Origin of the sequence: Sphingomonas populi (assembly GCF_004208535.1) — a bacterium.
Classification (GTDB): domain Bacteria; phylum Pseudomonadota; class Alphaproteobacteria; order Sphingomonadales; family Sphingomonadaceae; genus Sphingomonas; species Sphingomonas populi.
Window position 1 is genome coordinate 1 of record NZ_SGIS01000025.1, and the last position, 21639, is coordinate 21639.

The following is a 21639-nucleotide window of genomic DNA, read 5'->3' on the forward strand; positions in this document are numbered from 1 at the left end:
AGCAAGGACGGGCCGGCCGCAGCCGGAGGACGACTGTGGCAAGGCCATAAACGTTACTCGCCATGTTAGTTTCCAGCCGCTTTGCCAGTTTGCTTTGGCATCCCGGCCGCTTCTCAAAATTCAATCCCTCGCGAGAAAGCCGGATCGGACACGAACGCCCATACCCGGACGTTCAGGCGGGCGATCCGTCCAAGCGGATAATCCCAATTATGCAGGCGGCGCAAATCGAGAAAGCCTCAACGAGGCCCGATCGCGAATACGCCGATAGCGTCCGCTTTCCTTCCCAACCCGGACATTCCTGGAACTCGATCCTCAGTGAGAATGGCGGCGCTGGCGCGACGACAATTAGCGCGATGGGAAGGCCGCCACATACCGTGCGCGTTTACAGACGGATTTCTGCGGGTTTTTTGGGGGTCGGTTGACAGTGAAGAATACGGTCGGTTTGTTGTCAGGCAAGAATGTGGAATTTAGCAGTTCGCCTTAAATGGGTCGCCGGAATACGAACTGAGCAATCTGAATAACCAGCGGTGCAAGTTTCGTCCCCGCTCCCCCGTCTGTCTCGGTTGCCGCCATTTAGCCCTTCCGCTTATAGGCGATGAAGTGGGAGTGCCCGGGCGCACTCAGCATAGGGCATTTGGGGGGATATGATCCGATATTTAATCGCGGCGCTACAGGTCGCAACAGTTCATCCGGCTCCGGAAGCCGCACAAAGTCTACAACAGCCAGTAATCTGGCGTGACTTTCGAGCGGGCATGACCCCCGAGCAATTCGCAGAAGGCTTGCGGAAGGTTGATGGCGTCAAAGCCGTCGATGTGACTCGGAAAGGAAAGAAGCCTGCAAAGGTCAGGATCACCTATTCCCTTGGAGTGGGTATGCCGATCGGAGACTTAAACGTCGCGGTTACACCATCGTTCGTCAACGATGGACTTGACTCGGTAACGTTATCGGAAAAAGGCTGCCTTTCCACGATAGCCGCCAAGATTGAGAAGCTAAGGACAGCGTTAGCTGACAAGTATCCCCACCAGCAGGGGGTAAAAGTCGTTAATCCCGATGGCGTCTCAATCGACACGCAACGAGCGTTTTATAATCAGGAAACACGAGTGACCGTTTCCGTCTCAACGGAAGAGAACCCCTACCCTCAGCACCTCTATGGCGGGAGCGGATTCGTCGCCGCAGCGAACAAGCTCGCAAACAGTATGGCCGACAGCAACTACAACTCTGCGAATGAAGCATGTCCGCTCGATCGAGGGCAAAAGGCGACGCTTCAGCTAGAATATGTTTCGCAAGAGAAGTTCTCGCAGGAGCACAATAAGGAAAGCGCCGACCGTGCGGCGAAAGCCAAGGCGACCGCAGACGGTTTGTGAATCAGGCCCAGCTTATTTAAGCTAATATCATCAGGTCGATGAAGTCGCCATAGAGTTTGATTATGTCGTCCACATATGCCTTCAATGAATCACCGAAGGAGTGAAGAGCCTCAGCGTACACCCCGACGCTCAGCGTCACCGTGTAGCCAAGGCCGACTTCATCGACCGTAGCCTTCGAGGCGAATTGCTTCGAACTCGCCTCGAAACATGCCCAGCGGGCTTTGACAATGTCACCCTCAGCGTTGTTGAATATCATCATGAGCTTGATGCGGCGTGGGTCCAGCCGATCGACCTGAACGACCATCATGTGTTCCCCGGTATGGAAGTTTACCGCGAGGCCCTTGGGATCGGGCTGGATCGCACAACCCGATGCACGCAGAAGTTTGCCGAGTTCTTCAAATCGATGTTGAGCGAGGATCGCGCGATCATGCTCGTTTAGAGACATGATGCGCGGCCGTTGGTCCGCTACGCTTCCCGCCGTAGCGGGGCTTTCTTCGTTCTTACGGCCAAACATTGTTCTCAGAGCCCTTTCATATCGGGCGCGGCCTTGGCGCTTTCGCTGACTGATTTGAGCGCTGTTTTGTGTTCGTCGTAGAACTTCATTTCGTCCCGCATCGCCGACATGCGGCCGAGTACGCCGCCAAAGTTGATATCGTTCAGCGATCGGCCCTGCCTCACGGCGGTTTCAGCATAGGCAGCATAGAACCGCGTCGCCGCATCAAACGGCGTCCCACCATCTGCCATTGTCGCGTTGACGGCCCCGCGCAACAGTCGCGCCTCGAACGCCGGCAGCGGGTTTTTGAGCGGTTGACGGTAATAGGTTTGCAGAACGCCAAGTGATCGAGCCTGAAACCACGGCCGCGTCAGCCACCTAATCATCCGTATCCCCTCATATTCCATCGATCGACGGAGCATTGTCGAGTTCGCAACGTCTGTCACTATGCGGAAGCAGCCGATCGGGCTTCCCACGAACGACTCGTTCCGTGGAGGATCATTTGAGCAACGGTCGGATCGGAACGCTTTTTGGGATAGACCACGAGCATCCGCTGCCCTGCCCTTCGTCCGGGTCGCGGCTACATCCTCAGGCGTGGGCCATCATCCTCCGTTCCGCTGCTCGTAAACGTCCATCATAATTTCGAGGAATGCACCGAGTTTGTAGCGCTCTTTTTTCGCCATTTCGCGGAAGCGGTTCAAAACTTGCTCCTGCGCGCGGATATTGATCTGGCCTTCGTCGCTTCTCTCCCGGCTGGGGAAACCTGCCATCTGATCGACGGCCTTCCGCTCGGCCACTTTGGTTTCTGGGGTTTGAGGTGTCGCCTTCGGACGGGTGTCGAAGTCGTCGAGACCGCCAAAGTCGATGGGCTTCCGTTCGGTGTTCATTAAGCGACATCCTTTCGTTCGGCTTTCGTACTCCGCAAAATATCGATCACCTCGGCCGCGAAGTTGTTGACGTTCGCCAGAGCGGCTTCGAGGTTGTTCACCTCCTTCGGGTTGAGCGTCCCGACCGCGCCACCTACCGCGAATATGGCCGCGAAGGCATCGCGTTCATTGATCTCAGTGTTCAGCGTCAAGAACTTCTGATTGTCGCGGAATTGCTTTGAGACGAAACGTGCCGTGCGCGATTTTACCGCGGCCTTCGTCTGTGTGAATAGTATCGCGAATGGAATTTCGCGCCTCACCGCTTTCATGTCGCGATGGATTTCCTTAACCACCTCAATCGCCGCTAGGGCGTCCTGCTGCTGCTCCTTCATCGGGATCAGGACCAGATCTGACTGGCTGATCGCATAGCTCGTCAAGCGCGAGGCGGTGCCTTCGAGATCGACGATGACGAAAGGATCGCGTGCCGCTGCTGCCTCGATTTCGTCGAGAATCGTCTTCTCAGATTCGTTGGTGATGACGGTCAGGTTCTTCGGTTTGTTTGGCAACGTGGCCCACGTCGTCAGTGGATGGCGAGGATCAGCGTCAATGATCGTCACGCGCTTGGCGTTCGCCAGTTCGCACGCCAGGAGAAGGGCAGAGGTCGTCTTCCCCGACCCCCCCTTCGAGTTCGCGAACGTGATGATCGGCATGGGCGTTCCCCCGTTTGATGTCGCTACAATATCGTAGCGTAGCGTATTCTAGCATTTCATACGATATGCAATCCTATAATACGTAATCCTACGATTGCATAGCGTATCATATGATATCGTAGGGGATGTTACGCTATGCTAGTTTCGGATATCACACGCTATCGTACGCTATCACATGCTATCAAAGATTTCTTGTGTGGCGAGGCGCTCAGCTTCACGCCGCGATCGGTGGTCGGCCATCGCTTCACAGGGTTCCGGCTGATCCCTATCTGTTCACCGTGAATGATAGCTTCGACCTCTTAGAAAATCTTCGGATTCCGTCGATGAACCTCAGCGTCGAGTGCGGGAGTTGCGGCCACCAGGGCGTCGTTGACGGGCCGAAGCTGTGGCGCTGGTTTGCCGTGCATCGCTGGAATGGATCGATCGAGAGAGTGGGGCAGCATTTGCGGTGCAGCGTGTGCAAGCGCCGGCCGAGCAAACTGGAAGCGACGCAGGCGCAGCCCTCGGTCGAGTTCGGGCCTAGAAGTGAACGCGAGTGGCAAGCCGTGGTGAAGCGGCTGCGGGGGTGACATAGCGAGGTGGATGTAAAGTGACCGGAGAGGCGAGGCGTGGCTTGCCGATCGCGCTCCGGGGGCCGCGGCAGATCGCAGCTCCAGATGTGCTCCACCTCGTCGGGCGACATGCCTAGGCGCAGGCCCAAGGCGGACGACCGTTCGGAAAGCGCACGCAATCGAGCATTAATTGTGTCTGCGCGTTGCTCACGCGCGTCGAGTTCCTCCGAGAGTTTCTGCACAGACGCTCTAATCGCGCGGACGTCCTCCGTGAGCGCGCGGATTTTCTCGGGATTTGCGGCGCAAAATTCAGCAAGGGTCATCTTAGATTGTCCCGACTTGTTCATAGGAAACGCTCCCAGAAGGTCCGCGACGCCTCAGGCGACATCCTGCAAGCGCCGGACAGGCGGTTGCTCATGCTGCCTAGCGCACCATAGATCGTAGTTAGCCTGCATTGCGAGCCAGGCGCGGGCGGTGCTGGCGCCGGCCTGTTCGAGACGAACCGCGAGGTCGGGGCTGATCGCGGCCTTGCCGTTCAACACTCGAGACAGCGCGACGCGCGACATGGCGAGACGATTTGCTGCCTCGGTGACGGACAGCGACAGCGCCGACACGACCTCATCGCGGAGGAGTTCGCCGGGATGGGGAGGGTTGTGCATCATCGTCATAGCCTCAGTGGTAATCCTGATAATCGACCAGTTCGGCGTCAGCGCCGACGAACCGGAATGTGATACGCCAGTTGCCGTTGACCCAGACAGACCAATGGCCTTTCAGGTCGCCCTTGAGCGGGTGCAGCTTGAACGACGGGAGATTCATATCATCCGGTCCAGCCGCCACATCGAGCAACCCGAGAATATTTCGGAGCTTCTTCACATGCGACGCTTGAACACCGCGCGTCGTGCCGCTGCGATAAAAGGCTTCCAGCCCTTTGTGCCGAAATCCGATTATCATGGGGCGAAATGTATCGCGAAGCGTTACACGATGCAAGCCGGTGCGACGTTTGGTTGCCGATCGGCGTGCAGTGAGGCAGTCTGACGCTATGGACACCAAACCTGACGGTTTCGAGGAGTCGGCTCGCATCGCGGAAGCCTTCGCAGAAGGCGAGACTGAGCCGCGCGTCCTCGAAATGCTGGTCGAGCTGGCGAAGGCCATCCGCGATCGCGCCGTGAACGACTGAGGGCAGCGGGGGTGTGCAACCGCGCGCGGATGTCGCACGAGCCGGAAACCCTATGGGGATCTGCCGCGAAGCTCTTTAGCGAGCGGCCACGCGACAATCGCTTCGATCCAAGGGAGTTGAACCCGAAAAGCCGCAACTACGTCGTGCGGGAGGAAGCCGGGGAGCGCGCATGGGACGTAATGACGTGGGACGTCCTGGGCGGGAAGGCCCCGTGGCCGATGACCAACGTCCGCAACCTGGCGCTTCCCCAATGGCGACGGCTTGCCGAGAAACCGGAAAATCGCTGTATCGTCCCGCTGACTGAGTTCTGCGAGTTCACGCCCGAAAAGCACGATCTACACGACGGAAAACCCCCGCTGAAAGGCCAGATGTGGTTCGCTGTGCCCGAACAGCCGGTATTCGCCGTGGCCGGCTTCTGGCAACGGACGGAGGCCGGCAACGGCTTTACGATGGTCACATGCGATCCGAACGCGCTCGTGGCGCCGATCCACCCCAAAGCCATGATTACGATCTTAGATCCTGCGGACGTGGATACGTGGCTTCGCGGTTCGTATGACGAGGTGGTCACGCTTCAGAAACCCTTTGACCCAGATCGTATGACGGTTCGCGGTCCCGTTTTCCCCACGCGCAGCAAGGCACGCTAAGTCGGTCTTACGCGCGGACTGGTCATTTCTCGCGCTCTCGGTACTGTTGGCGAATGGGTCTGTCGTTCAATGCGATTTTAGAAGATTACGGCATCAAGCCGAGTGATGTCAGGTTGCTACGCCACCAAACGAAACATGGGGGGCGGACACCTTACTTGCTTTGGCGTGACTACCATGACGGCTTCCTGCTGTACCAATCCATCCAGACCGTTCAAAACCGGGCGCGGCTAAAATCACCCTACTGGGCCAGCTTCGTCGTTACTCCTTCACAGGGAACGCTCTTCGTCGGCGTGTACGGGGTCGAACTGGTGGGGCCTTGCGACCCGGACATCATAGACCCTTTGCGCGGCTTAGGGCGTTTCGGCGGGCGGTCCAGATGTCGTTGAACATATTCGAGGCTCCTGTGAAGCCGGCGGGGTTCATCCCCGCTCGACAGGCGCCCGACAGGACGGGGAGGGGCCGCGATCACTTTTCCGGTACGGAAAAGCCGTAGCGAGCTGCCCGCAGATTCTGGCGCCTGCCTCGCCGCGCTCGCTGCGCTCACCGTCTCGCTGCCGACCCACACCGTCCGCAGCGAAGAACAGATCGCGCTCCAGCAATTCTCGACCCCTGCCCCGATCGCGTATTTCAGCGTCCAAGGGAAGGTTCGCCATCGCGATCGTCCTGTGGGTTTGAAGTATCTCGGTCATCGGTGCCTCCGGTACGATATTGAACCGAAGACCAATCAGCATCCTCCCCTCAACTGTCGGCGCGAGCCGACTGTCCCTGCGTCATAGTCGTGAAGCGTCCCTTTGAAGTGTTGTCGAGGCGGGCTGGTTTGTCACGCCCGTTCGGCGTTTTTCGCCGGTGAATTGTTGCAAGGTATGCGGTCAGTCTGAATAGCGGCCATTGAAGAGATCGCCGACGGCACGACGCCGGAAGGCGTTCCACCAGCGTCGCCGGCGATGTTCGTCGGCGTCGTGCTTCATGTGGCAGCGCGGGCAGAAGGCGGCGAGGTTGCGCCAGCGGCGTCCGCTGTCGGAGGGATCGTGGTTGAGATGCGCGGTTGCGAGATAGACCGGCCGGCGCGTCATGCGGATGTTTTCGAGCGCGACGAAGGCGGGTTGAGAGCGCAGCGGCCGACCGCGACCGTCACACCAGGCACGCGCATCGCGATCCCACCAGACGCCATCGGCGTCGGCGAGTTGGGCGGCGTAGTGTCCGTGTGGGCGGCGACATTGTTCGCAGCGCCCCTTGGCGCGCACGAAGCGGACGAAGTTGGTGATCTCGGGCCAGTCGATTGGGTAGAGCCAGCGATGTTCGGGACGTATCGGCATGGGGCGATTCTGAATCATGCCGGGCCGGAACGAAAGGGGAAAATCGCTGTTGCCGCGCCTTTAGGCGGGATTGCGACAGTTCAGAGTCGGGTGTGGAGGGATATAAAAAAGGGAGAGGCTTAAAGCCCCTCCCTCGATGTCAGTGGATCAGCTTCGCGATGATCGGTGACAGTGCGGAAACCAGCACGCCGATCGCGATCACGGAGCCGAGCGAACCGATCAACCAGTTCGTGGCCTTCTGCTGTGCTACCAGTTCGGCCGTCGCTTCCTTGATCTTCACCGCTACATACTCCTCAAATGCTTCTACAACCTCGGTGGCCTTGTCGTCCGACACACTAACGGATTTCAGGGCTGTAAACAATGCGATGTGCATTTGGTTCTCCTTCTCGATGATTGGAGTGGCAAGTTCGGCATGGGCTCCGGCGCTGGCTGTCACAGGACCGCGAAGCGGCCGCGCCAGCGGGGGGTGGGGGAGCCGATTTACGCAGTAAATTGGGGGGACCGCCCATCCTTGATAGTCAGCGCGCACCCATGCCAGACTGCCACATTCAATAGAGAGATATACCCCACGTTGCCGCTGGATCTTCTGTCGAGCGAGGATCGTAGCCCGGCAGGGCCGAAACCGCTTGCGGGTTCGGTCGGAGCGGAGCGGAGATAGAGCCGTGCCGAAGGCCGCTCCCCGATCCTCCGCGCCGTCCGCGAATGGCGGATGCGACCCCGTGTGGGTCGCCGGCCGCACCGATCGTCGCATCAGACCATACCCCATTGAGGCATCGTGGTAGAAGTTCTCATAGGGGATGTGCGTGACCTTGCCCTGCTGGGTGTTTGGATCGTCAGTCTGGGGTTTTAGGAGTCCACCAAGGGTATCGTTATTCGTCATCTCATATTTAGGGAAGGGGGACGTCACTACGAAATTACTGGTGCCTGAAAGCACACTTCTTATATATTAGTCGTTGATTTCCAATTGTCGCTCATTCGCAGCCTATGGCGCGTGTTCAGGTGTGATTTAACTAGAAAGTAAGCGGAAAATATCGCGATCCGCTTGAATGAATTTAGGAATTATTTTCCCCTAGACATGGCAATGCACAAAGAAATCCTGATAGATTTCATGGCTTCGACGCCATCATCATTTAGCTTTCGAGTATCAGCCCTTACTTCTTTAGACTGATCATTGTAGCACTTGACCGCACGATCGGCCTCGACTGAATTTACATCAATCCTGTCTTTCTTTGCATATGCAAGCAGTGCTCCCTTATCTATTGAAACATCTTGAAGTGCTGTTGCCATTCCCGCGAAGAAAAAACCTAGCGAGAGCGTGAGAGTTGCTAAAATCCAAGCAAAGCGTTTGCGGCGATGGCCCAGCAAGCCAAGCTTTCGGACAGAAATCGGGTTCATTACAGCTAGCCCACCAATGCAGGAGACTGCGGCCAAAATCATAAAGAAGCCAGATATATTGATGGCAGACAAGTTAAACTGCAAACTTGACACCAAAATGCATACAATAAAGAATAATATATACAGCAGGCTTGCAAACCAATAAATTATGGATTTCATCCTACCCTCCCTAAAGGCAAGTATACTCTATTATTCGAGGATAAATAATATTGAAACTTGATAGATTCTTTGCAAGGATTTAGCCGAAAAGCGGTTACTACAATGCACATGTCCATGAATTTGACAAGAGTGTGATAAAAAAATGGTGTGAGCGCCCCCCGATGAACTGGGCAACTTTAACCCCTTCCATCAGTGCCCTCTTGCCTGATCCGATGGCGGGTTGCTCGCCGTCACGCCCTTTGATATTCGGCTTCCTGCGAAATCCAGACCGGCTCCCAATCGCGACGCGATCGGAGACGGAAAATGAAGTTGATGACGGCCGCGGCCTTTACGCTGTCCTGTGTGGCGAGCGTCGCACATGCGCGTGAGACGCAAGTTCTGTCTTTTTCCGCGCCGACCAACGTTTCCCCGGCAGAGGCGGAAGCACCGCCAGGTGACGCCTCGCTGGCGTCGATTGGACCAGAAGCAACACCGAGCACAGCGTCAGCGACGATCGATGTGCCGGGCGCCAGCCCGATAAACGGTGTCACGAGCTATCCGACGGATCGCCTTTCGGTGCCGGCCTGGATGCGGCGCGGGGGATCGTCGAAGGTTTTCGCAGCCATTCCGGCAGTGTCGCCGATATCCACGACATGCGGGCCGGTCGCCTATCGGCCGCTGCCGGGGTTGAGCAGCGCGGTTGAGGCGCGCCGATCCGCTTATTTCTCGTCGATGGCGGCCGCTGCGTGCGAGGCGGGTGTGCCGCTCGAGTTGTATGATGCGCTGATCGTTCAGGAGAGCCAATATCGGCCGTTTGTGGTGAGTCCGAAGGGCGCCGCAGGCATGTCACAATTGATGCCGCAGACGGCGCGCGCTCTTAATGTGTCGAACGTGTGGGACGCGGCCGAGAATTTGCGGGCGGGCGCGCGGTATCTCCGGGCGCAGATCGATGCGTTTGCGCGCTACGATCTGGCACTTGGCGCGTACAATGCCGGGCCGCAGCGCATCCGCGAATATCGCGGGCTACCGCCTTTTCGAGAGACGCAGGCGTATGTGGCGCGGATCTTGAGCAGGACGCGACTTCACCTCGCGCTACGCAATGGCGGCGGGTTCGGCACGGTTGGCGCGATCGCGGTCGCATCGGTCCCACGGCTGATGTCGGCGGTCACGAGCTTTTGAAGCTGGCTGAAAGTAGCTCTGACATAATATTAGCTTTGGAGGTTCGGTAATGGGACTTTTCGCAGCATTAAGGGAGGCGTTTCAGCCTGTACCAGAAGATCATAGCTACCAGCCGCCGTGGCGATGGCGAACGATCGATACAGCGCCGGAGGACGAATACCTGCTCTTGGGGTGGAAAACAGAACCGGATAACCCCGAGGGCTACTCGCATATTATCGCTGCGGGCTATGTTCGTGATGGAACATGGCTTGACGGTCCCGCCCCTCCGCCTGATTTCTATATGGAAGAACTGCCATACCACAGCAGACGTCCGATGTCTGAAGCCCCGAACGGCATGGTCATCATTGTTGGTTGGGATATCCGAGAGGGCAATACCTTGACCTATGATTTTGAGGTTACCACGCTTGAAGAAGGGCATTCTATCGATGGTTTCGCCCAACCAGACTGGTGGATGGATGGGCCACGTTTGCCACGGGCATAGCGTTTTGCGTGTGGTGAGCCTTTCAGGGGTCACTACACGAAAGTGAGTTTTACGTACGCGGCGTTTATCAACGAAAGACAGCTCTCAGGGATTGATAACGATCCCACCTGATGACGAGCGCCTGATTTGTTGCCCCTGAGCACCGCGCAGGAGGTGCTGCATCTGGATGGCCGGGGCGACCCGGGACCAGAGGCGTCGCGATTTCATCCGACCATCGCGGGTTCGTCGCTCGACCTTCTTACCAGCGATGCGCTGGGACCAGCGGAAGCCGATTTCGTGGAAGTACAGATCGGCATGTTCCGGGCTGATATGGTGAAATACGCCAGCAACGGTGCGCCGCACTCTCGAGTTGAAGCCCTCAGCCGAGTTGGCGTGTACATCGCCGCGAACATATTCCTGCTTCGAGTGCCGTACCGTCTCGTGCGCCATGAAATTATGTCCCAGCGCCACGAACGATTTCCACTCGTCGCTGATCAGGTGGGCGGCGCGCTGGACATCCTTTTCCAGAACGCGAGCGGTTTCGTTCGCCGACAGATTTTTCACTATGGACGCCCGCGCGGCCCCGGCGGGAGAGCCGGGGAGGTCGTCGGCTGGCCGCTGCACGATGGCGAGGACGGGCGTTTTCAACGTCTTGCGAAGCCCTTTGCGGCCCCGGCCAGGATCAGGACCGTCCGCACCCTTCTTCGGTTCGCCTCCAACGTAGAAGCCATCGATCTCGACAGTGCCGCCCAGCCGGTCGACTGGTGCCATCATCAGCCTCAGGGCGTGACCCAACCGCCATGCCGTCGGCTGACTGATGCCCAGCGTCTCCGCCAGCCGTACCGAAGACAAGCCCTTGTCGGATTGCAGGATGAGCCACATTGCTTTTAGCCAGATGGCTAACGGCAGCTTGGTGGAATGCAGCGGCGTTCGGGTGGTAACCGTAAACTGGAACCGGCAATCAACACCCGAGCATTGGTAGAGACCGGGCCGTGCGCGGTGCTTGCCTGTATCGCGGCCCGCAAGCGCGATCGAACGGGTGGATCCGCAGGCCGGGCAAGCTCGGCCGTCGGGCCAGATCATCGTCTCGAGCAGGCGTCGGCAGCGCTCCTCATCTGCGAACGCCGTGACCATATCGTCCACCGTTCGGATCGATGAAAGGATCAGATGCACCGCTTCCGACACTGGCGTCTCCCCAGATTTTCCAACCTGCGAAGAATCACATTAATACCGCGATAACACAAGGTTCCGCTGTCTTTCGTTGATAAACGCCGCGTACGGAAAAGTCACTTTCGTGCAGTGACCCCAGACACGCCGTTTTTCGCGTCTTCCGCGATAGTGCGCAGGGCTTCGGTCCAACGCTCATCGGAAAATTTGGGCCGGCCGGCCGGGACACCGACGCGGCGCGCGGCATCGATTCCGGTACGCGTCCGGTCGATGATGATGTCGTGCTCAAATTCTGCGAGCGACCCGGATCAGGTGAAATAGCAAGCGCCCAGCTGGCGACTCCGATTCGATCCGTTCATGAAGCGAACAGAAGTTGGCCCCCCTGCCCTTCAGATCTTCAAGCACAGCGATCAACGTCGAGCGCGAGCGCGCCGCAGGTTTCATGGAAACGGCGAAGCAAGGTTAGCGGATTCGGTGGGTCGCTCCCGCCAGGTTTCATCAAGCGCAGGCGCATGCGAGATCGCCCCTCTGTAGCGAGCACCGCGCCGGTTGCTAGCGAGAAGCTATTCGCTGCGCTCGACCTGGCTGATCTTGCTGGCATCGTACGCGGCCAGCCACTTGGTCCTGCCTTCATTAAATAAGGCAGCTGGCAGCAGTCCGTAAGCATTGCGACCGAGTGGATCACCAGGGATCGGACGCAGATCGGGACCGGGCCACTCGAACCGGTTGATCTCGGTGACCACGATCCATGAACGGGTATCGTCGAGACCAAGACGGGCCTTGGTCGCGGCTGGGATTTCGACGGCAAGGCGCGGGTCCGGTGGCGGCGTGTGCGTCACAGGTAGCACCATGACGACCTGCTTGCCTGCTTTGTTGTGGTCGAGAGAAGCACGGCACAAGGGCGATCCTTGCTCCCGTCTTCGGTGTCCCGCCTGGCCTCATGGCTCCAGAGAAATGAGTATCGGATAACGAGCGCTGGAACCGGCTGGGTAAACCGCATCAGCTGGTGCGCGTCTCATGATCGAACTCGGCTGCTTCGGCCGGCGCACGCGACGCTGCGACGGCCGCGCGGTCCTCGTCGGTGAAGTCAGACGTCGTCAGCACTTCGCGATCCCGGCTCTTGAGTCGCTGATATTCGGCGTGCGGCATGAGCACCAGGCTGTCATGGCCGTGATGCGTGATAGTGAGCGGACTCTCCAATGCCTGACGGCTAATGCGGCCAAAGGACTTCGAGGCCTCGACGGAACTGATCGATTGAGGCATGAGCGATTCTCCTATACGGAAAGTACGGATTTTTCCGGATAAATTGCAATAGTGTTGGTTGCGGCCCCAGGCTGAAAGAGAACAGAGCCTACTTCGGAAAGACGAGCGGTCGGGGAGCCGTCTGCCAATCAGTCGGCCATTTAAAGCGTGCAGGCACCGCAGGCGCCGTTGGGCGAGGACTCGACCAAGCCATCGCTGCCCAGCGGGGATGCGCCTTCATGGGAACCAGGCAGCGGCGGCTTGCGCGCGACCGTACGATATTGTCCGACCGTCGTCGTGGCGAAACGCCGAGATGTAGAGCTGCTTGTCGAGGTTTGCCCCCTCCCCTCGTTCGATGGTGCCGGTCCTAAGCTCATCACGATGTGCTCTGATTTGGAGGCGCGAATCGGCTGATGACCGTCCAGAATCGATCTTGGAAAACGCCGCTGCTCGCAGCGGAACGATTCATGATTCAAAGGATTCAAATTCCCGGACTAAAACGAGAGCTATTACAATGAGATAATCGGTTTTGGCTGACCGTTTGGGGGAGTTTAGCTGACTGTTTGGGGGCTCAATCCTGTCCTGGTGGGGGTGGCTTCCTGACCATGTGGGGTAGTCCTGACCTCTTGGGGGCGGTGGTCGTTGTGGTCAGTAGAAGCTTGCGATACGATCGAATTGAATCGGATCTTGGTTGATTGACTGCGTTTCCGCGCGGTTCCTGCACTCCGATCGCGACTCGGCATTTCACCTTGCGTTTTCGCGCGCCGCATCCGATTTTATCCTGACCGCGTGGGGGACCGTTAAAACCGTTCTGTCCTGACCTGACTTGACGAGTGGGGTCAGGTCAGGCAGCTAATGCACTCCCGAAGGCTCTATCCTGATCGTGTTATGGCATGGAAACGGACGCTGTCCACACTGCCGATGTAGTTGAAGCTGCGTCAACGGAAGCAATGCCTGGCCGCGCGATGAAGGTTGCTGCCGCTTTGAAGGCCAAAGGCGGCGACGAGTTCGCCAAACCCGGAAGCATCATCGAGGTCAAATTCGTCAAAGGAGAGTCGCTAAGCCTCACCGCCTCCCGCCTATTGGCGCTCATGATCCTGACGGCGGGTGGTGATGCTTGGGAGGATCGGCCGCACCGCATGCGGAAGGCTGACATACGGCGGGGCCACAAAGGCAATGAGCGGATTACCGATATGCTTGAGGAGCTGCACCGCACGCTCTTCGCGGTTGATGACAAGTCCTGGCGGGGCAAAAAGGCAACACTTCGATTCTCGCTGATCTCCCGATCGCGCGAGGAAACCGAAGAGGACGGTGGAGAGGCTGGCTGGATTGAATGGGAATTCACGCCGGACGCGCGCAAGCTGATCCAAGCGTCTGAAACCTATGCCGTGCTCAATCGGCAGGCTGTCCTCGGCTTCCGGTCGAACTATGCGCTGAAGCTTTACGAACTCGGCGCGCTTCGTTTGCATCGGCGACAGAATAGCTGGCGAGGCGACATGGCGGCTTTACGCGCCGCCTTGGGGATCCCGCCCGAGGTATACACGGATTTCGCGCAGCTTCGGCGCAAGGTACTGGAAAAGGCGAAGGCAGAGATCGACCAGCTCGCGCACTTCCGCGTCGAGTGGCGTGAAATCCGTCAGGGCAGGACCGTCGCCGAGCTCGAGTTCAGGTTCGAACCGAAGACCCCGCCGGAGGTCATCGAAACGGTCGATGAACTGGATCGGCACTCCGCCGGGCGAACGCCGCGACGCGACGGAACCGTCGAGGCAGTTACGGTCCGCGAGGCGGCATTTGCGGCCTTGCCCAAGCCGGCGGAACCGGCGAGTCCGAAGGATGCGACCTTCCCCTCGGGCTCGCTCCGGTTCGGGTACGGAGATCTGCTCACGATTGGCCGGCTACATGGCGGGGGATGGGATGTCGATCTCATCGCCAACGCCTTTCGAGAGCATATGGGAGCGCGAATTGAGAAGGTTCGCGGAGTGAAGATGCTCTCCGCTTGGAAGGGCTTTTGTGAAGGGTGGGTGACCCGTCGAGGGTCTGTTTGATACCAAAATTGCACGCGTGCAATTTTCTCGATCCCCCACCGAGTCAGGATAGGCTGAAAAGCGCCGCCGGAATCGCTTGAACGGCACACCCACTTTCGCATTTGGCGATTTTATTGACGCAAAACCGCAAGTGCGTGTACCGTGCCCCAAATTTCGAAAGGTGGGCATGTGGCAAACGGACTTGATTTGGAGGAAGCCGATCGCCTTGTCTCGGTCGCTACGCTTGCGAACCGGACATCGTCGGTCCTCGAAAAGCTAAGAGACTCGGCGAGGAGTGCTCGCTCGGATGACCGGCGAGAGCCGACATTCACGATCACAAAGGCGGCTGAGTTGGTTGGTCGCACAGCATCAGCGATTCGCGATGCGGAGAAGGATGGGCGCCTTCCTGAGCCTGCGCGCAGCGACAACAATCGTCGAGAGCGCTATACCCTAGCGCAGCTCAACGACATGCGGGGCGTGTTCGGAACTCGCCCCTATCGTGCGCCCAGTGACCCGTGCTGCGTCGTTGCGGTCCAGAACTTCAAGGGTGGCGTAGGCAAGTCGACCATAGCCGTCCATCTGGCGCAATATCTGGCGATCAAGGGCTACCGTGTCGCGCTCGTCGATTGCGATAGCCAAGCATCGGCGACAACGCTTTTCGGCTACGTGCCGGATCTCGATCTGGAAGAGGACGATACGCTTTATCCGTTTCTCCGGGAGGACGAGCGAACAACGTTGGATTACGCGCTTCGCAAGACGCATTTCGATGGGCTTGAAATCATCCCTGCGAACCTACGTCTGTTTCAGTCGGAATATGAACTGGCAGCCAGGATGGCCCGGGGCACCTTCAACATGATCGATCGTTTGAAGACCGGGATCGACAGCATTTCAGACCGGTTCGATGTCATCGTAATGGACCCGCCACCTGCACTCGGCGCGATCTCCCTGTCGGTGCTCCGGGCGGCAAATGCGCTTGTCGTTCCGGTCCCTCCAACCGTAATGGATTTCTCCTCAACGGCGGCTTTCCTGTCGATGCTTGACGAGACGATCGAGCAGCTTGCGAGCCGCGGCCTTGCGCCAGAGCTTCAATTCCTCCGCTTCGTCGCCTCGAAGGTCGATGAGAACAAGTCGATGCAGAAGGAACTGCTGCAGCTCATGCGGTCGCTGTTCGGACATGCGATGGTGCGGACACCCCTAAAGGACTCTGCTGAGATCGACAACGCTACGGCACGCTTGATGACCGTTTACGAGCTTGACGGCCCGGCTACGAGCTCTCAGGTTCGCAATCGCTGCCTCGCATATTTGGACGGCGTGAACGGTGAGATTGAGGTCGATATCCGGTCGATGTGGCCAAGCCATCAAGCCGACCTGCGCCAGGAAGCGCTGGCGTGATGTGCCGAAATTGCACTTGCGCAATTTGGCCCAAAACCGAAAAATTGCACGCGTGCAATTTCGCGGGAAAACCAGAAAATTGCACGCGTGCAATGACGAGTGAAGGGAGGCTCGCATGAGCAGAAAGAACAGCGGTTTTGCAGCCGATCTCGCCGCTGGGATCGACCTCACAGACGACGCGCCAGCGCCGCGTCGACCGAGCATCGCAGCCAATGTTTTGACGGGCCGCACAAACCGGCTGGCTGATCTTGCGGCAGGCGCTGTCGTCACGCGAACGCACGAGCTTGTTGACCCTGCTCGGTGTCGGATGTGGGCCGGTCATAACCGTGAATATGCGCTGCTCAACGAGGCCCGCTGCGAGGACCTGATCGAAAGCATCAAGGCGCAGGGCAGGCAGGAGATGCCGGCGATCGTCCGACGGATCGTCGGCGATCCCGATTTCGATTTCGAGGTTATCTGTGGCGCTCGGCGGCACTGGACGATCTCGTGGCTTCGCAGCCACAATTATCCGGACTACAAGTTCCTCATCGACGTTCGCGAAATGGGCGACGAAGAGGCTTTCCGGATCGCCGATATCGAAAACCGGGCGCGCGATGATCTGACGGATCTGGAGCGGGCACGGGACTATCTGCGGGCACTGGATGCCTATTACGGCGGTCGCCAGAGAACGATGGCTGAACGCCTCAAGGTCTCAGAGAGTTGGCTTACAAGGTATCTCGATCTGGCGCGTCTGCCCGAGGAGTTCATGGTGGCTTTCCCTGAGCCGCAGGCGCTTGGCGTAAGGAATGCCATCGAGCTGAAGGCTCTGCTGAAGCCTGACGACCGCAGGGCTCGAGCATTTCGTGAAGCGAAGCGGCTGGCAGAGCTGCAGCGCGAGAACGGGCAGGTGATTCCGATAATCGAAGTGATCAAAGTGCTGAAACTGGCCGCGGACCCCCCCAAGAGGTCAGGTACCCCCAAGAGGTCAGGAAAGCCCGAAATGGTAATGGGCGCCGGAGGCAAGGCGATCCTCCGGATTGAAGGCGTCGATCAGAAGGGCATTCGGCTGACGCTATTGAAAAGGGGAGGGGCTTCCAGGGAGGAGGCCGAGACCGCAATCCGACAAGTGTTGGATCAGCATTGGGCGTGAGGCTTCACGGGTAAGACTACCGATCAGAACGCAGATGGGTCTAAGTCAGCGGTGCGGACTCTTGGGTGCGATTCCCCAGCGAGCCGTGCGCCCGACGCATCCGGGTCATGATCGCGGTGCCGATCGTGGCTTCGACGGCCTTGTGCAGCTCTGGCCGAATTTCGTCGACGAATTCCCGGTAAGCATCATCGGCTCGAAGCCGCCCCGGCACGAGCGCTATGACGCGGCTGACCAGTCGGTGGGGATGTCGCAAGAAGCTTACGGGCGCCCTGTGGCGTCACTCCAAGGAGGCGGCTCACCGCAGCGGGCTTGAGCCCAGGGTAGGCGAGTTTTAACCTCGCCAGGATTGGGGCCTTGCTCCGCTTGGTTGCGACGGATGCGATCTCGATAGCCGCCGCAGACCGCTCGATGGTGTCGAGATCCCGGAGAGCATCATCGACCGCCTTCCGGAGCATGACCACCATATCATCGACAAGCTCCGCGGGCATCGACGGCAGGAATTTGGGCAAAAGAATCAGCGATGGGATCACCCTTGTCGTCAGGCCGGCCCGGTGCAGCATGCGCGGTAGCACGGCCGCAACGACCCAATTGCGATCGCGGGCGCGGGGCGGGAGGTTGAGGCTCCGTCCGTCGACGGTTACCACCTTGATTCCATCGTCCGCTTCCGCCTCAGTCAGCGCAGCGAGCTCGAACACCCGTTCGGCAATCGCCTCAAGGCCCGCTGAGGGGTATCGCTGATCGGCCGCCTCGCGGACTCGGCGCCAGCAAAGTCCGAAGTGCGCCAGGTCGTCTTGAGCGTACGCCTCGGCCTCGGCTCGATCGTCGAGCACGGTACGCAGGACATTCAGCGTCGCGCGCATCAGCGGGTCGCGGCTATCTTCGTCGATTGAAATGGCGAAGTGGAAGACGGCCGCGACCGAGATCGGGTCGTTGAGACCCTCCGACGCGCGGGGAGGGGGGCTACGGCCTGAAATCCAGTCCTGGAGGTCCTGCACCTTGATCGGGACGCCTGCGAGCCCAGAGAGGGCTACTGCGCCTGCCAAGCGGGCGCGGGCAAGAAAGATGTCGGCAGCTGGCGAGTGCTGAAGCCTCCCGTCGAGCCGGCCGAGCAGCAGCAGTGTCTCGGAGAGGTGGGCTGACGTGGCAGAATCCATCGCAGCAACTTGCCACAGGAGGAAACCAAAGTCAGCAGTTAGTTTCCCTGCCCATTCTCGTTGAATTATGGACATACGATAATTGCAGTTATCACATGTCCATATTTGACGACCTTCTATAAGGTGAGATACGCTGATGTCGGTTTCCCCAAACCGCAGGACTCCAGGCCTTCCGCCGATTTCACCCGTCACGTTGGTACCAAACCACAGGACTCTGGCGCCCGGGAGCGGCCAGAAAGCCCGCTAGAGCGACGTTTCGTGACTGAGCCACTCCCGGACACGGGCGAGCCAGTTTTGCTGTCTCTCGGCCTTTTGTGGCGGCCTACGACGATCGTGTGACCGGCCCGGTCTACGTGGGCACGGGTGGCGTCGTCTCGCAGGAAGAGGTATCGAACGGGGGCAACCGGTCGTTTGACCCCGTTCTATGAGATGTGACAGATGGCCCTGATTGGCTACGCCCGTGTGTCCACGGACGAACAGGACACCGCCGGGCAAGCCGCAGCTCTCCGCGCGGCCGGGTGCACCGTGATTATCGAGGACAAGGCGAGCGGGGGAAGCCGCGAACGACCTAACCTCGCGCGTGCCCTTCAGAGAGTGGGACAGAGCGACACCCTCGTTGTTGTCCGCATTGACCGGCTTGCTCGATCGCTGTCGCATCTGCTGGAGATCGTGGAGGCGCTACGAGCCAAGGGGGCCTACTTCCGGTCGATACACGATCCGATCGACACATCGAGCGCGCAAGGCATGCTGATGACGCAGATGCTGGGCGCCTTTGCTGAATTCGAACGCTCGCTGATACGGGAGCGGACCCGAGCGGGGCTCAAAGCTGCTGTCGCGCGCGGCGCCAAGCCCGGGAACCCTAAGATGCGGGCGCGTGACCCCGAGGCGATCGCCGATATCCGTTACACCCTGAAGGAGCGCTATCTCAACGAACTGATCGATGACCGCCAGCGCTGGCTACCTACGGTGGTGCGGCTTCGGCCCCATCTTCCCTGGTCGATTGTCCTGCGCCAAATCAAAGCGATCACGCCGCCCGTGCGGTCTTTCACCGAGCGCACGCTCACGAAGGCGTGCCGGCACCTCGTCAAGGCTGGCTACGCGGACCCATCGATCCTCAACTCCGCGCCGCGTTTGCCGCAGGATACGCGGGTCGCCCGGATCGTCGCGGATCGGCTACGGACGAACCCGGGCACCTCCCTACGTGATGTCGCGTCCTGGCTATCTCGAGACGTGCGGGAGCCTACGCCACGAGGCGGATTGGTGTGGTCTCCGGAAGGTGTTCGCCGAGTCGTTGACCATGCAAAGAAGCTACAACTGCTCGAGGACTAGGATTCTGCCCGATCACCGAATGGCCGTCGTTCGCGCCGCTCGTGCCGCCGCGATGGCAATCGCCGCGTGATGACGTGCTTGGACCTAGGCAAAGGCGCGATCGATGGCAGAAATGCATCCCTTGAGCCGGGCGATGCTAGCGGAGCGCCGCGTGGCCCGCCTGGTTTCAGCTATCCGCTGGATCAAGGAGGGCGACCAACGACCGGGCGCAGCGATAAAGCTATCGATCGCTGCGCCCTCGACCCTGGACAGGAACGTCTCGATGGCGGGGGCAACCCCTGGGTCCAACAACGCAACATCACTCCCCGCGTCCATGACGATCGCGCAGGTCGCCGCGAGAAGAGATCGCCGCAGGGGAATGCGCGCCGACGCCAGCGGATGCGGCGCGTCCGTAGAGTGGAATTCGGGCAAGCGGTGCCCAGGCATCATCGCAGCGCACGGAAACGCATTGACCGGAGCCCAGTCGCTCCGATCGCTGGAGATCAGAAGACCGGATATGTCGCGAACCTCCCGCAGGACCTGCTCGGCGGACGTGAAGTTCAGGCAGAATTGATCCGGCGTCTTCCCCCGCAAGGCCGTCATGATCTGGTGCTCGAAGGCGATGACGGCCTCCCAGCAATGTCGAATGGCATTGCTCGCTTCGAGGGCTGGCGGAAAGCTGCGTTCGAGGGGCCGCCAACACGCAGTACAAACCATACGCAACGCACCACGAGCCGGTGTTCGGAATGCCCAAACAGACGACCCGCAAGCATTACATCGGTCTTCGAGCGGCCATCTATGATGGTGACAGAACCCGATCGCTGCGATCACCCAGTCCTGACGGATATGGGCGGGACGGCCCGCGGCAAAATCGTCGGCGAGGCAGCGGCTGCACCAGCAGATCTTCAACTTGGGCAGTCGGCTCCATGGGGAGTTTCCGATATCGGCCGGGCTACATGACCAAGCCACGAGTTCTGGCGTCAACGCAGCGTATCGTCTGGTGACGGTGTGACTAGCCAATTGCACTTCCGGGACGTCGAAGTGCTGCGATGCGAACCTCAGCCATCCTCGTGCCGGTAGGATATCGGGATGGCGCCAGCGCCCGGCGCGATCTCGAACAGCCTTCGGCTCTGGTAGCTTCCTTCCGGCGGGATCGCGGATCCGCCGCGCGAACCAGGAGGTAAGGAGTTCCTCGGGCAAAGGCTCGCGGTGCGTCCTCATGCTGCCCGTCGACGCAAGGCTCGTTTCGTGTTCGCGATCACCTGCATCGACACCAGTGGCAGCAGCAGTTGCTCGTCGTCGAAGCTGCCGGCGTCGATCATCTCCCGACGATTCCGGATCGCGGCGATCGCCACGGCCTCCATCAAACGGAAGATGCGACCCGTCACGCCTTCGGTCAGAGCGAGGACGCGTTGTCGGACTTCCTTGTCATCGAGGTTCGACGGACGACGAAGCGGCAGCAGACCTGCGAAGCTCGCCATTAGCTGACGAAAAGCCTGGTCGTTGCGCCACGGCGCGAGTTCGAACGCTGCAAAGCGGTCGGCTAGATTGGGATCGGTCAATACCGCGATGCGCGCATCCTCGGTTCCCGCACACACGATGGGAATCCGCAGGTCGTTGGTCAGAAAACGGATGGTGTTGAGAAAGACCCGTTGTTGCCGGGGAGAGCCCGCCAGCATCTTGTCGATTTCGTCGAGGACAAGGACCTTCGTGCCGAACTCCGACAGTGTCCGGCGCGAGAGCGACCGCAGGGACCGGAGCGACATATGCTCGAACTCGGTATAGTTCATCGCGAGCATGAGCTCGGTGTAGAATTCGTCCTCGGTTGGTTGGGGCGGCATCTGCACCACGACGACCGCCATCGTCGTGAGGCCGGCGCGTTGATCGTAGGCGGGCGAGTGCAGCTCGGCCCCTGTGCATTATTCGGACA

At 59.3% G+C, this 21639-nt stretch carries 25 protein-coding genes; 10 read left to right on the top strand and 15 right to left on the bottom strand.

Annotated elements, in window-relative coordinates; all coding sequences use genetic code 11:
• The first annotated feature begins 752 nt into the window (after nt 1–752).
• Nucleotides 753–1364: a hypothetical protein gene (locus tag EWE75_RS15625; protein WP_130159044.1), complete on the top strand. Its 612-nt coding sequence runs from the start codon at nt 753–755 to the stop codon at nt 1362–1364.
• A 16-nt stretch (nt 1365–1380) separates the two neighbouring features.
• On the opposite strand, the gene EWE75_RS15630 is transcribed toward EWE75_RS15625, so the two are convergent.
• From EWE75_RS15630 to EWE75_RS15645, 4 genes are all read right to left on the bottom strand, one after another.
• Nucleotides 1381–1878 carry a hypothetical protein gene (locus EWE75_RS15630; RefSeq protein WP_130159045.1) on the bottom strand — a complete coding sequence of 166 codons (498 nt, stop codon included), beginning with the start codon at nt 1876–1878 and terminating at the stop codon, nt 1381–1383.
• Between the two features lie 5 nt (nt 1879–1883).
• Nucleotides 1884–2243, bottom strand: coding sequence for a hypothetical protein (locus tag EWE75_RS15635; RefSeq protein ID WP_130159046.1), 360 nt, complete (start codon nt 2241–2243; stop codon nt 1884–1886).
• A 216-nt stretch (nt 2244–2459) separates the two neighbouring features.
• Nucleotides 2460–2744: a hypothetical protein gene (locus EWE75_RS15640; RefSeq protein WP_130159047.1), complete on the bottom strand. Its 285-nt coding sequence runs from the start codon at nt 2742–2744 to the stop codon at nt 2460–2462.
• On the bottom strand, nt 2744–3433 hold the full coding sequence (locus EWE75_RS15645) for a ParA family protein (protein ID WP_130159048.1): 690 nt from the start codon (nt 3431–3433) through the stop codon (nt 2744–2746). The genes EWE75_RS15640 and EWE75_RS15645 overlap by 1 nt, the downstream gene beginning before the upstream one ends.
• Before the next feature lie 323 nt (nt 3434–3756).
• Between EWE75_RS15645 and EWE75_RS15650 the strand changes: the two genes are divergently transcribed.
• A complete protein-coding gene (locus EWE75_RS15650; RefSeq protein ID WP_231708377.1) occupies nt 3757–4002 on the top strand; it encodes a hypothetical protein in 246 nt (81 codons plus the stop codon).
• A gap of 359 nt (nt 4003–4361) precedes the next feature.
• Here the strand turns inward: EWE75_RS15650 and EWE75_RS15655 are convergent, their stop codons facing one another.
• Both EWE75_RS15655 and EWE75_RS15660 read right to left on the bottom strand, forming a co-directional pair.
• Nucleotides 4362–4652 carry a HigA family addiction module antitoxin gene (locus EWE75_RS15655; RefSeq protein ID WP_206364783.1) on the bottom strand — a complete coding sequence of 97 codons (291 nt, stop codon included), beginning with the start codon at nt 4650–4652 and terminating at the stop codon, nt 4362–4364.
• A gap of 4 nt (nt 4653–4656) precedes the next feature.
• Nucleotides 4657–5064, bottom strand: coding sequence for a type II toxin-antitoxin system RelE/ParE family toxin (locus EWE75_RS15660; RefSeq protein ID WP_345789390.1), 408 nt, complete (start codon nt 5062–5064; stop codon nt 4657–4659).
• Between EWE75_RS15660 and EWE75_RS25095 the strand changes: the two genes are divergently transcribed.
• Together EWE75_RS25095 and EWE75_RS15665 are read left to right on the top strand one after the other, a co-directional pair.
• Nucleotides 5024–5161: a hypothetical protein gene (locus EWE75_RS25095; RefSeq protein ID WP_165388410.1), complete on the top strand. Its 138-nt coding sequence runs from the start codon at nt 5024–5026 to the stop codon at nt 5159–5161. The genes EWE75_RS15660 and EWE75_RS25095 overlap by 41 nt on opposite strands.
• Nucleotides 5162–5172: 11 nt before the next feature.
• Nucleotides 5173–5805 carry an SOS response-associated peptidase family protein gene (locus EWE75_RS15665; RefSeq protein WP_130159051.1) on the top strand — a complete coding sequence of 211 codons (633 nt, stop codon included), beginning with the start codon at nt 5173–5175 and terminating at the stop codon, nt 5803–5805.
• Between the two features lie 869 nt (nt 5806–6674).
• Here EWE75_RS15665 and EWE75_RS15675 read toward each other — a convergent pair.
• The 3 genes from EWE75_RS15675 to EWE75_RS15685 form a co-directional block, all read right to left on the bottom strand.
• Nucleotides 6675–7121 (bottom strand): hypothetical protein, encoded by a 447-nt coding sequence (locus EWE75_RS15675; protein ID WP_130159053.1) that lies wholly within the window; start codon nt 7119–7121, stop codon nt 6675–6677.
• Nucleotides 7122–7260: 139 nt separating this feature from the next.
• Nucleotides 7261–7494, bottom strand: a complete 234-nt coding sequence (locus EWE75_RS15680; RefSeq protein ID WP_130159054.1) for a hypothetical protein — start codon at nt 7492–7494, stop codon at nt 7261–7263.
• Nucleotides 7495–8180: 686 nt separating this feature from the next.
• The gene (locus EWE75_RS15685; protein ID WP_130159055.1) at nt 8181–8675 is read right to left on the bottom strand and encodes a hypothetical protein; all 495 of its coding nucleotides are present in this window, start codon (nt 8673–8675) and stop codon (nt 8181–8183) included.
• Between the two features lie 303 nt (nt 8676–8978).
• On the opposite strand from EWE75_RS15685, the gene EWE75_RS25595 reads away from it, so the two are divergent.
• A complete protein-coding gene (locus EWE75_RS25595; RefSeq protein ID WP_231708378.1) occupies nt 8979–9833 on the top strand; it encodes a lytic transglycosylase domain-containing protein in 855 nt (284 codons plus the stop codon).
• A gap of 49 nt (nt 9834–9882) precedes the next feature.
• Nucleotides 9883–10314 (top strand): hypothetical protein, encoded by a 432-nt coding sequence (locus EWE75_RS15695; protein ID WP_130159056.1) that lies wholly within the window; start codon nt 9883–9885, stop codon nt 10312–10314.
• An 84-nt stretch (nt 10315–10398) separates the two neighbouring features.
• Here the strand turns inward: EWE75_RS15695 and EWE75_RS15700 are convergent, their stop codons facing one another.
• From EWE75_RS15700 to EWE75_RS15710, 3 genes are all read right to left on the bottom strand, one after another.
• Nucleotides 10399–11478 (bottom strand): IS1595 family transposase, encoded by a 1080-nt coding sequence (locus EWE75_RS15700; RefSeq protein ID WP_130159057.1) that lies wholly within the window; start codon nt 11476–11478, stop codon nt 10399–10401.
• A gap of 545 nt (nt 11479–12023) precedes the next feature.
• A complete protein-coding gene (locus EWE75_RS15705; protein WP_206364784.1) occupies nt 12024–12359 on the bottom strand; it encodes a hypothetical protein in 336 nt (111 codons plus the stop codon).
• A gap of 100 nt (nt 12360–12459) precedes the next feature.
• Entirely contained in the window at nt 12460–12723 is a 264-nt protein-coding gene (locus EWE75_RS15710) for a type II toxin-antitoxin system Phd/YefM family antitoxin (protein ID WP_130159058.1), read from the bottom strand.
• A gap of 944 nt (nt 12724–13667) precedes the next feature.
• Between EWE75_RS15710 and EWE75_RS15715 the strand changes: the two genes are divergently transcribed.
• The 3 genes from EWE75_RS15715 (at nt 13668) to EWE75_RS15725 (ending at nt 17247) form a co-directional block, all read left to right on the top strand.
• Nucleotides 13668–14747: a replication initiation protein gene (locus tag EWE75_RS15715; RefSeq protein ID WP_130159099.1), complete on the top strand. Its 1080-nt coding sequence runs from the start codon at nt 13668–13670 to the stop codon at nt 14745–14747.
• A gap of 168 nt (nt 14748–14915) precedes the next feature.
• A complete protein-coding gene (locus EWE75_RS15720) occupies nt 14916–16118 on the top strand; it encodes an AAA family ATPase (RefSeq protein ID WP_130159059.1) in 1203 nt (400 codons plus the stop codon).
• 115 nt (nt 16119–16233) lie between these two features.
• Nucleotides 16234–17247, top strand: coding sequence for a ParB/RepB/Spo0J family partition protein (locus tag EWE75_RS15725; RefSeq protein ID WP_130159060.1), 1014 nt, complete (start codon nt 16234–16236; stop codon nt 17245–17247).
• Nucleotides 17248–17432: 185 nt separating this feature from the next.
• Here the strand turns inward: EWE75_RS15725 and EWE75_RS15730 are convergent, their stop codons facing one another.
• The gene (locus EWE75_RS15730; RefSeq protein ID WP_231708379.1) at nt 17433–18476 is read right to left on the bottom strand and encodes a hypothetical protein; all 1044 of its coding nucleotides are present in this window, start codon (nt 18474–18476) and stop codon (nt 17433–17435) included.
• Nucleotides 18477–18839: 363 nt separating this feature from the next.
• On the opposite strand from EWE75_RS15730, the gene EWE75_RS15735 reads away from it, so the two are divergent.
• Nucleotides 18840–19730: a recombinase family protein gene (locus EWE75_RS15735; RefSeq protein WP_130159061.1), complete on the top strand. Its 891-nt coding sequence runs from the start codon at nt 18840–18842 to the stop codon at nt 19728–19730.
• Nucleotides 19731–19814: 84 nt separating this feature from the next.
• Here the strand turns inward: EWE75_RS15735 and EWE75_RS15740 are convergent, their stop codons facing one another.
• Nucleotides 19815–20618, bottom strand: a complete 804-nt coding sequence (locus tag EWE75_RS15740) for a TniQ family protein (RefSeq protein ID WP_165388411.1) — start codon at nt 20616–20618, stop codon at nt 19815–19817.
• A 308-nt stretch (nt 20619–20926) separates the two neighbouring features.
• Nucleotides 20927–21613, bottom strand: a complete 687-nt coding sequence (locus EWE75_RS15745) for a TniB family NTP-binding protein (RefSeq protein WP_282432710.1) — start codon at nt 21611–21613, stop codon at nt 20927–20929.
• Between the last annotated feature and the right edge of the window lie 26 nt (nt 21614–21639).

Bases quoted from the DNA above. Each gene is read 5' to 3' on its own strand.
- EWE75_RS15625 (WP_130159044.1), top strand. From the start codon at position 753: ATGACCCCCGAGCAATTCGCAGAAGGCTTGCGGAAGGTTGATGGCGTC.
- EWE75_RS15630 (WP_130159045.1), bottom strand. From the start codon at position 1,878: ATGTTTGGCCGTAAGAACGAAGAAAGCCCCGCTACGGCGGGAAGCGTA.
- EWE75_RS15635 (WP_130159046.1), bottom strand. From the start codon at position 2,243: ATGATTAGGTGGCTGACGCGGCCGTGGTTTCAGGCTCGATCACTTGGC.
- EWE75_RS15640 (WP_130159047.1), bottom strand. From the start codon at position 2,744: ATGAACACCGAACGGAAGCCCATCGACTTTGGCGGTCTCGACGACTTC.
- EWE75_RS15645 (WP_130159048.1), bottom strand. From the start codon at position 3,433: ATGCCGATCATCACGTTCGCGAACTCGAAGGGGGGGTCGGGGAAGACG.
- EWE75_RS15650 (WP_231708377.1), top strand. From the start codon at position 3,757: ATGAACCTCAGCGTCGAGTGCGGGAGTTGCGGCCACCAGGGCGTCGTT.
- EWE75_RS15655 (WP_206364783.1), bottom strand. From the start codon at position 4,652: ATGACGATGATGCACAACCCTCCCCATCCCGGCGAACTCCTCCGCGAT.
- EWE75_RS25095 (WP_165388410.1), top strand. From the start codon at position 5,024: ATGGACACCAAACCTGACGGTTTCGAGGAGTCGGCTCGCATCGCGGAA.
- EWE75_RS15660 (WP_345789390.1), bottom strand. From the start codon at position 5,064: ATGCGAGCCGACTCCTCGAAACCGTCAGGTTTGGTGTCCATAGCGTCA.
- EWE75_RS15675 (WP_130159053.1), bottom strand. From the start codon at position 7,121: ATGCCGATACGTCCCGAACATCGCTGGCTCTACCCAATCGACTGGCCC.
- EWE75_RS15680 (WP_130159054.1), bottom strand. From the start codon at position 7,494: ATGCACATCGCATTGTTTACAGCCCTGAAATCCGTTAGTGTGTCGGAC.
- EWE75_RS15685 (WP_130159055.1), bottom strand. From the start codon at position 8,675: ATGAAATCCATAATTTATTGGTTTGCAAGCCTGCTGTATATATTATTC.
- EWE75_RS25595 (WP_231708378.1), top strand. From the start codon at position 8,979: ATGAAGTTGATGACGGCCGCGGCCTTTACGCTGTCCTGTGTGGCGAGC.
- EWE75_RS15695 (WP_130159056.1), top strand. From the start codon at position 9,883: ATGGGACTTTTCGCAGCATTAAGGGAGGCGTTTCAGCCTGTACCAGAA.
- EWE75_RS15710 (WP_130159058.1), bottom strand. From the start codon at position 12,723: ATGCCTCAATCGATCAGTTCCGTCGAGGCCTCGAAGTCCTTTGGCCGC.
- EWE75_RS15715 (WP_130159099.1), top strand. From the start codon at position 13,668: ATGAAGGTTGCTGCCGCTTTGAAGGCCAAAGGCGGCGACGAGTTCGCC.
- EWE75_RS15725 (WP_130159060.1), top strand. From the start codon at position 16,234: ATGAGCAGAAAGAACAGCGGTTTTGCAGCCGATCTCGCCGCTGGGATC.
- EWE75_RS15730 (WP_231708379.1), bottom strand. From the start codon at position 18,476: ATGTCCATAATTCAACGAGAATGGGCAGGGAAACTAACTGCTGACTTT.
- EWE75_RS15735 (WP_130159061.1), top strand. From the start codon at position 18,840: ATGGCCCTGATTGGCTACGCCCGTGTGTCCACGGACGAACAGGACACC.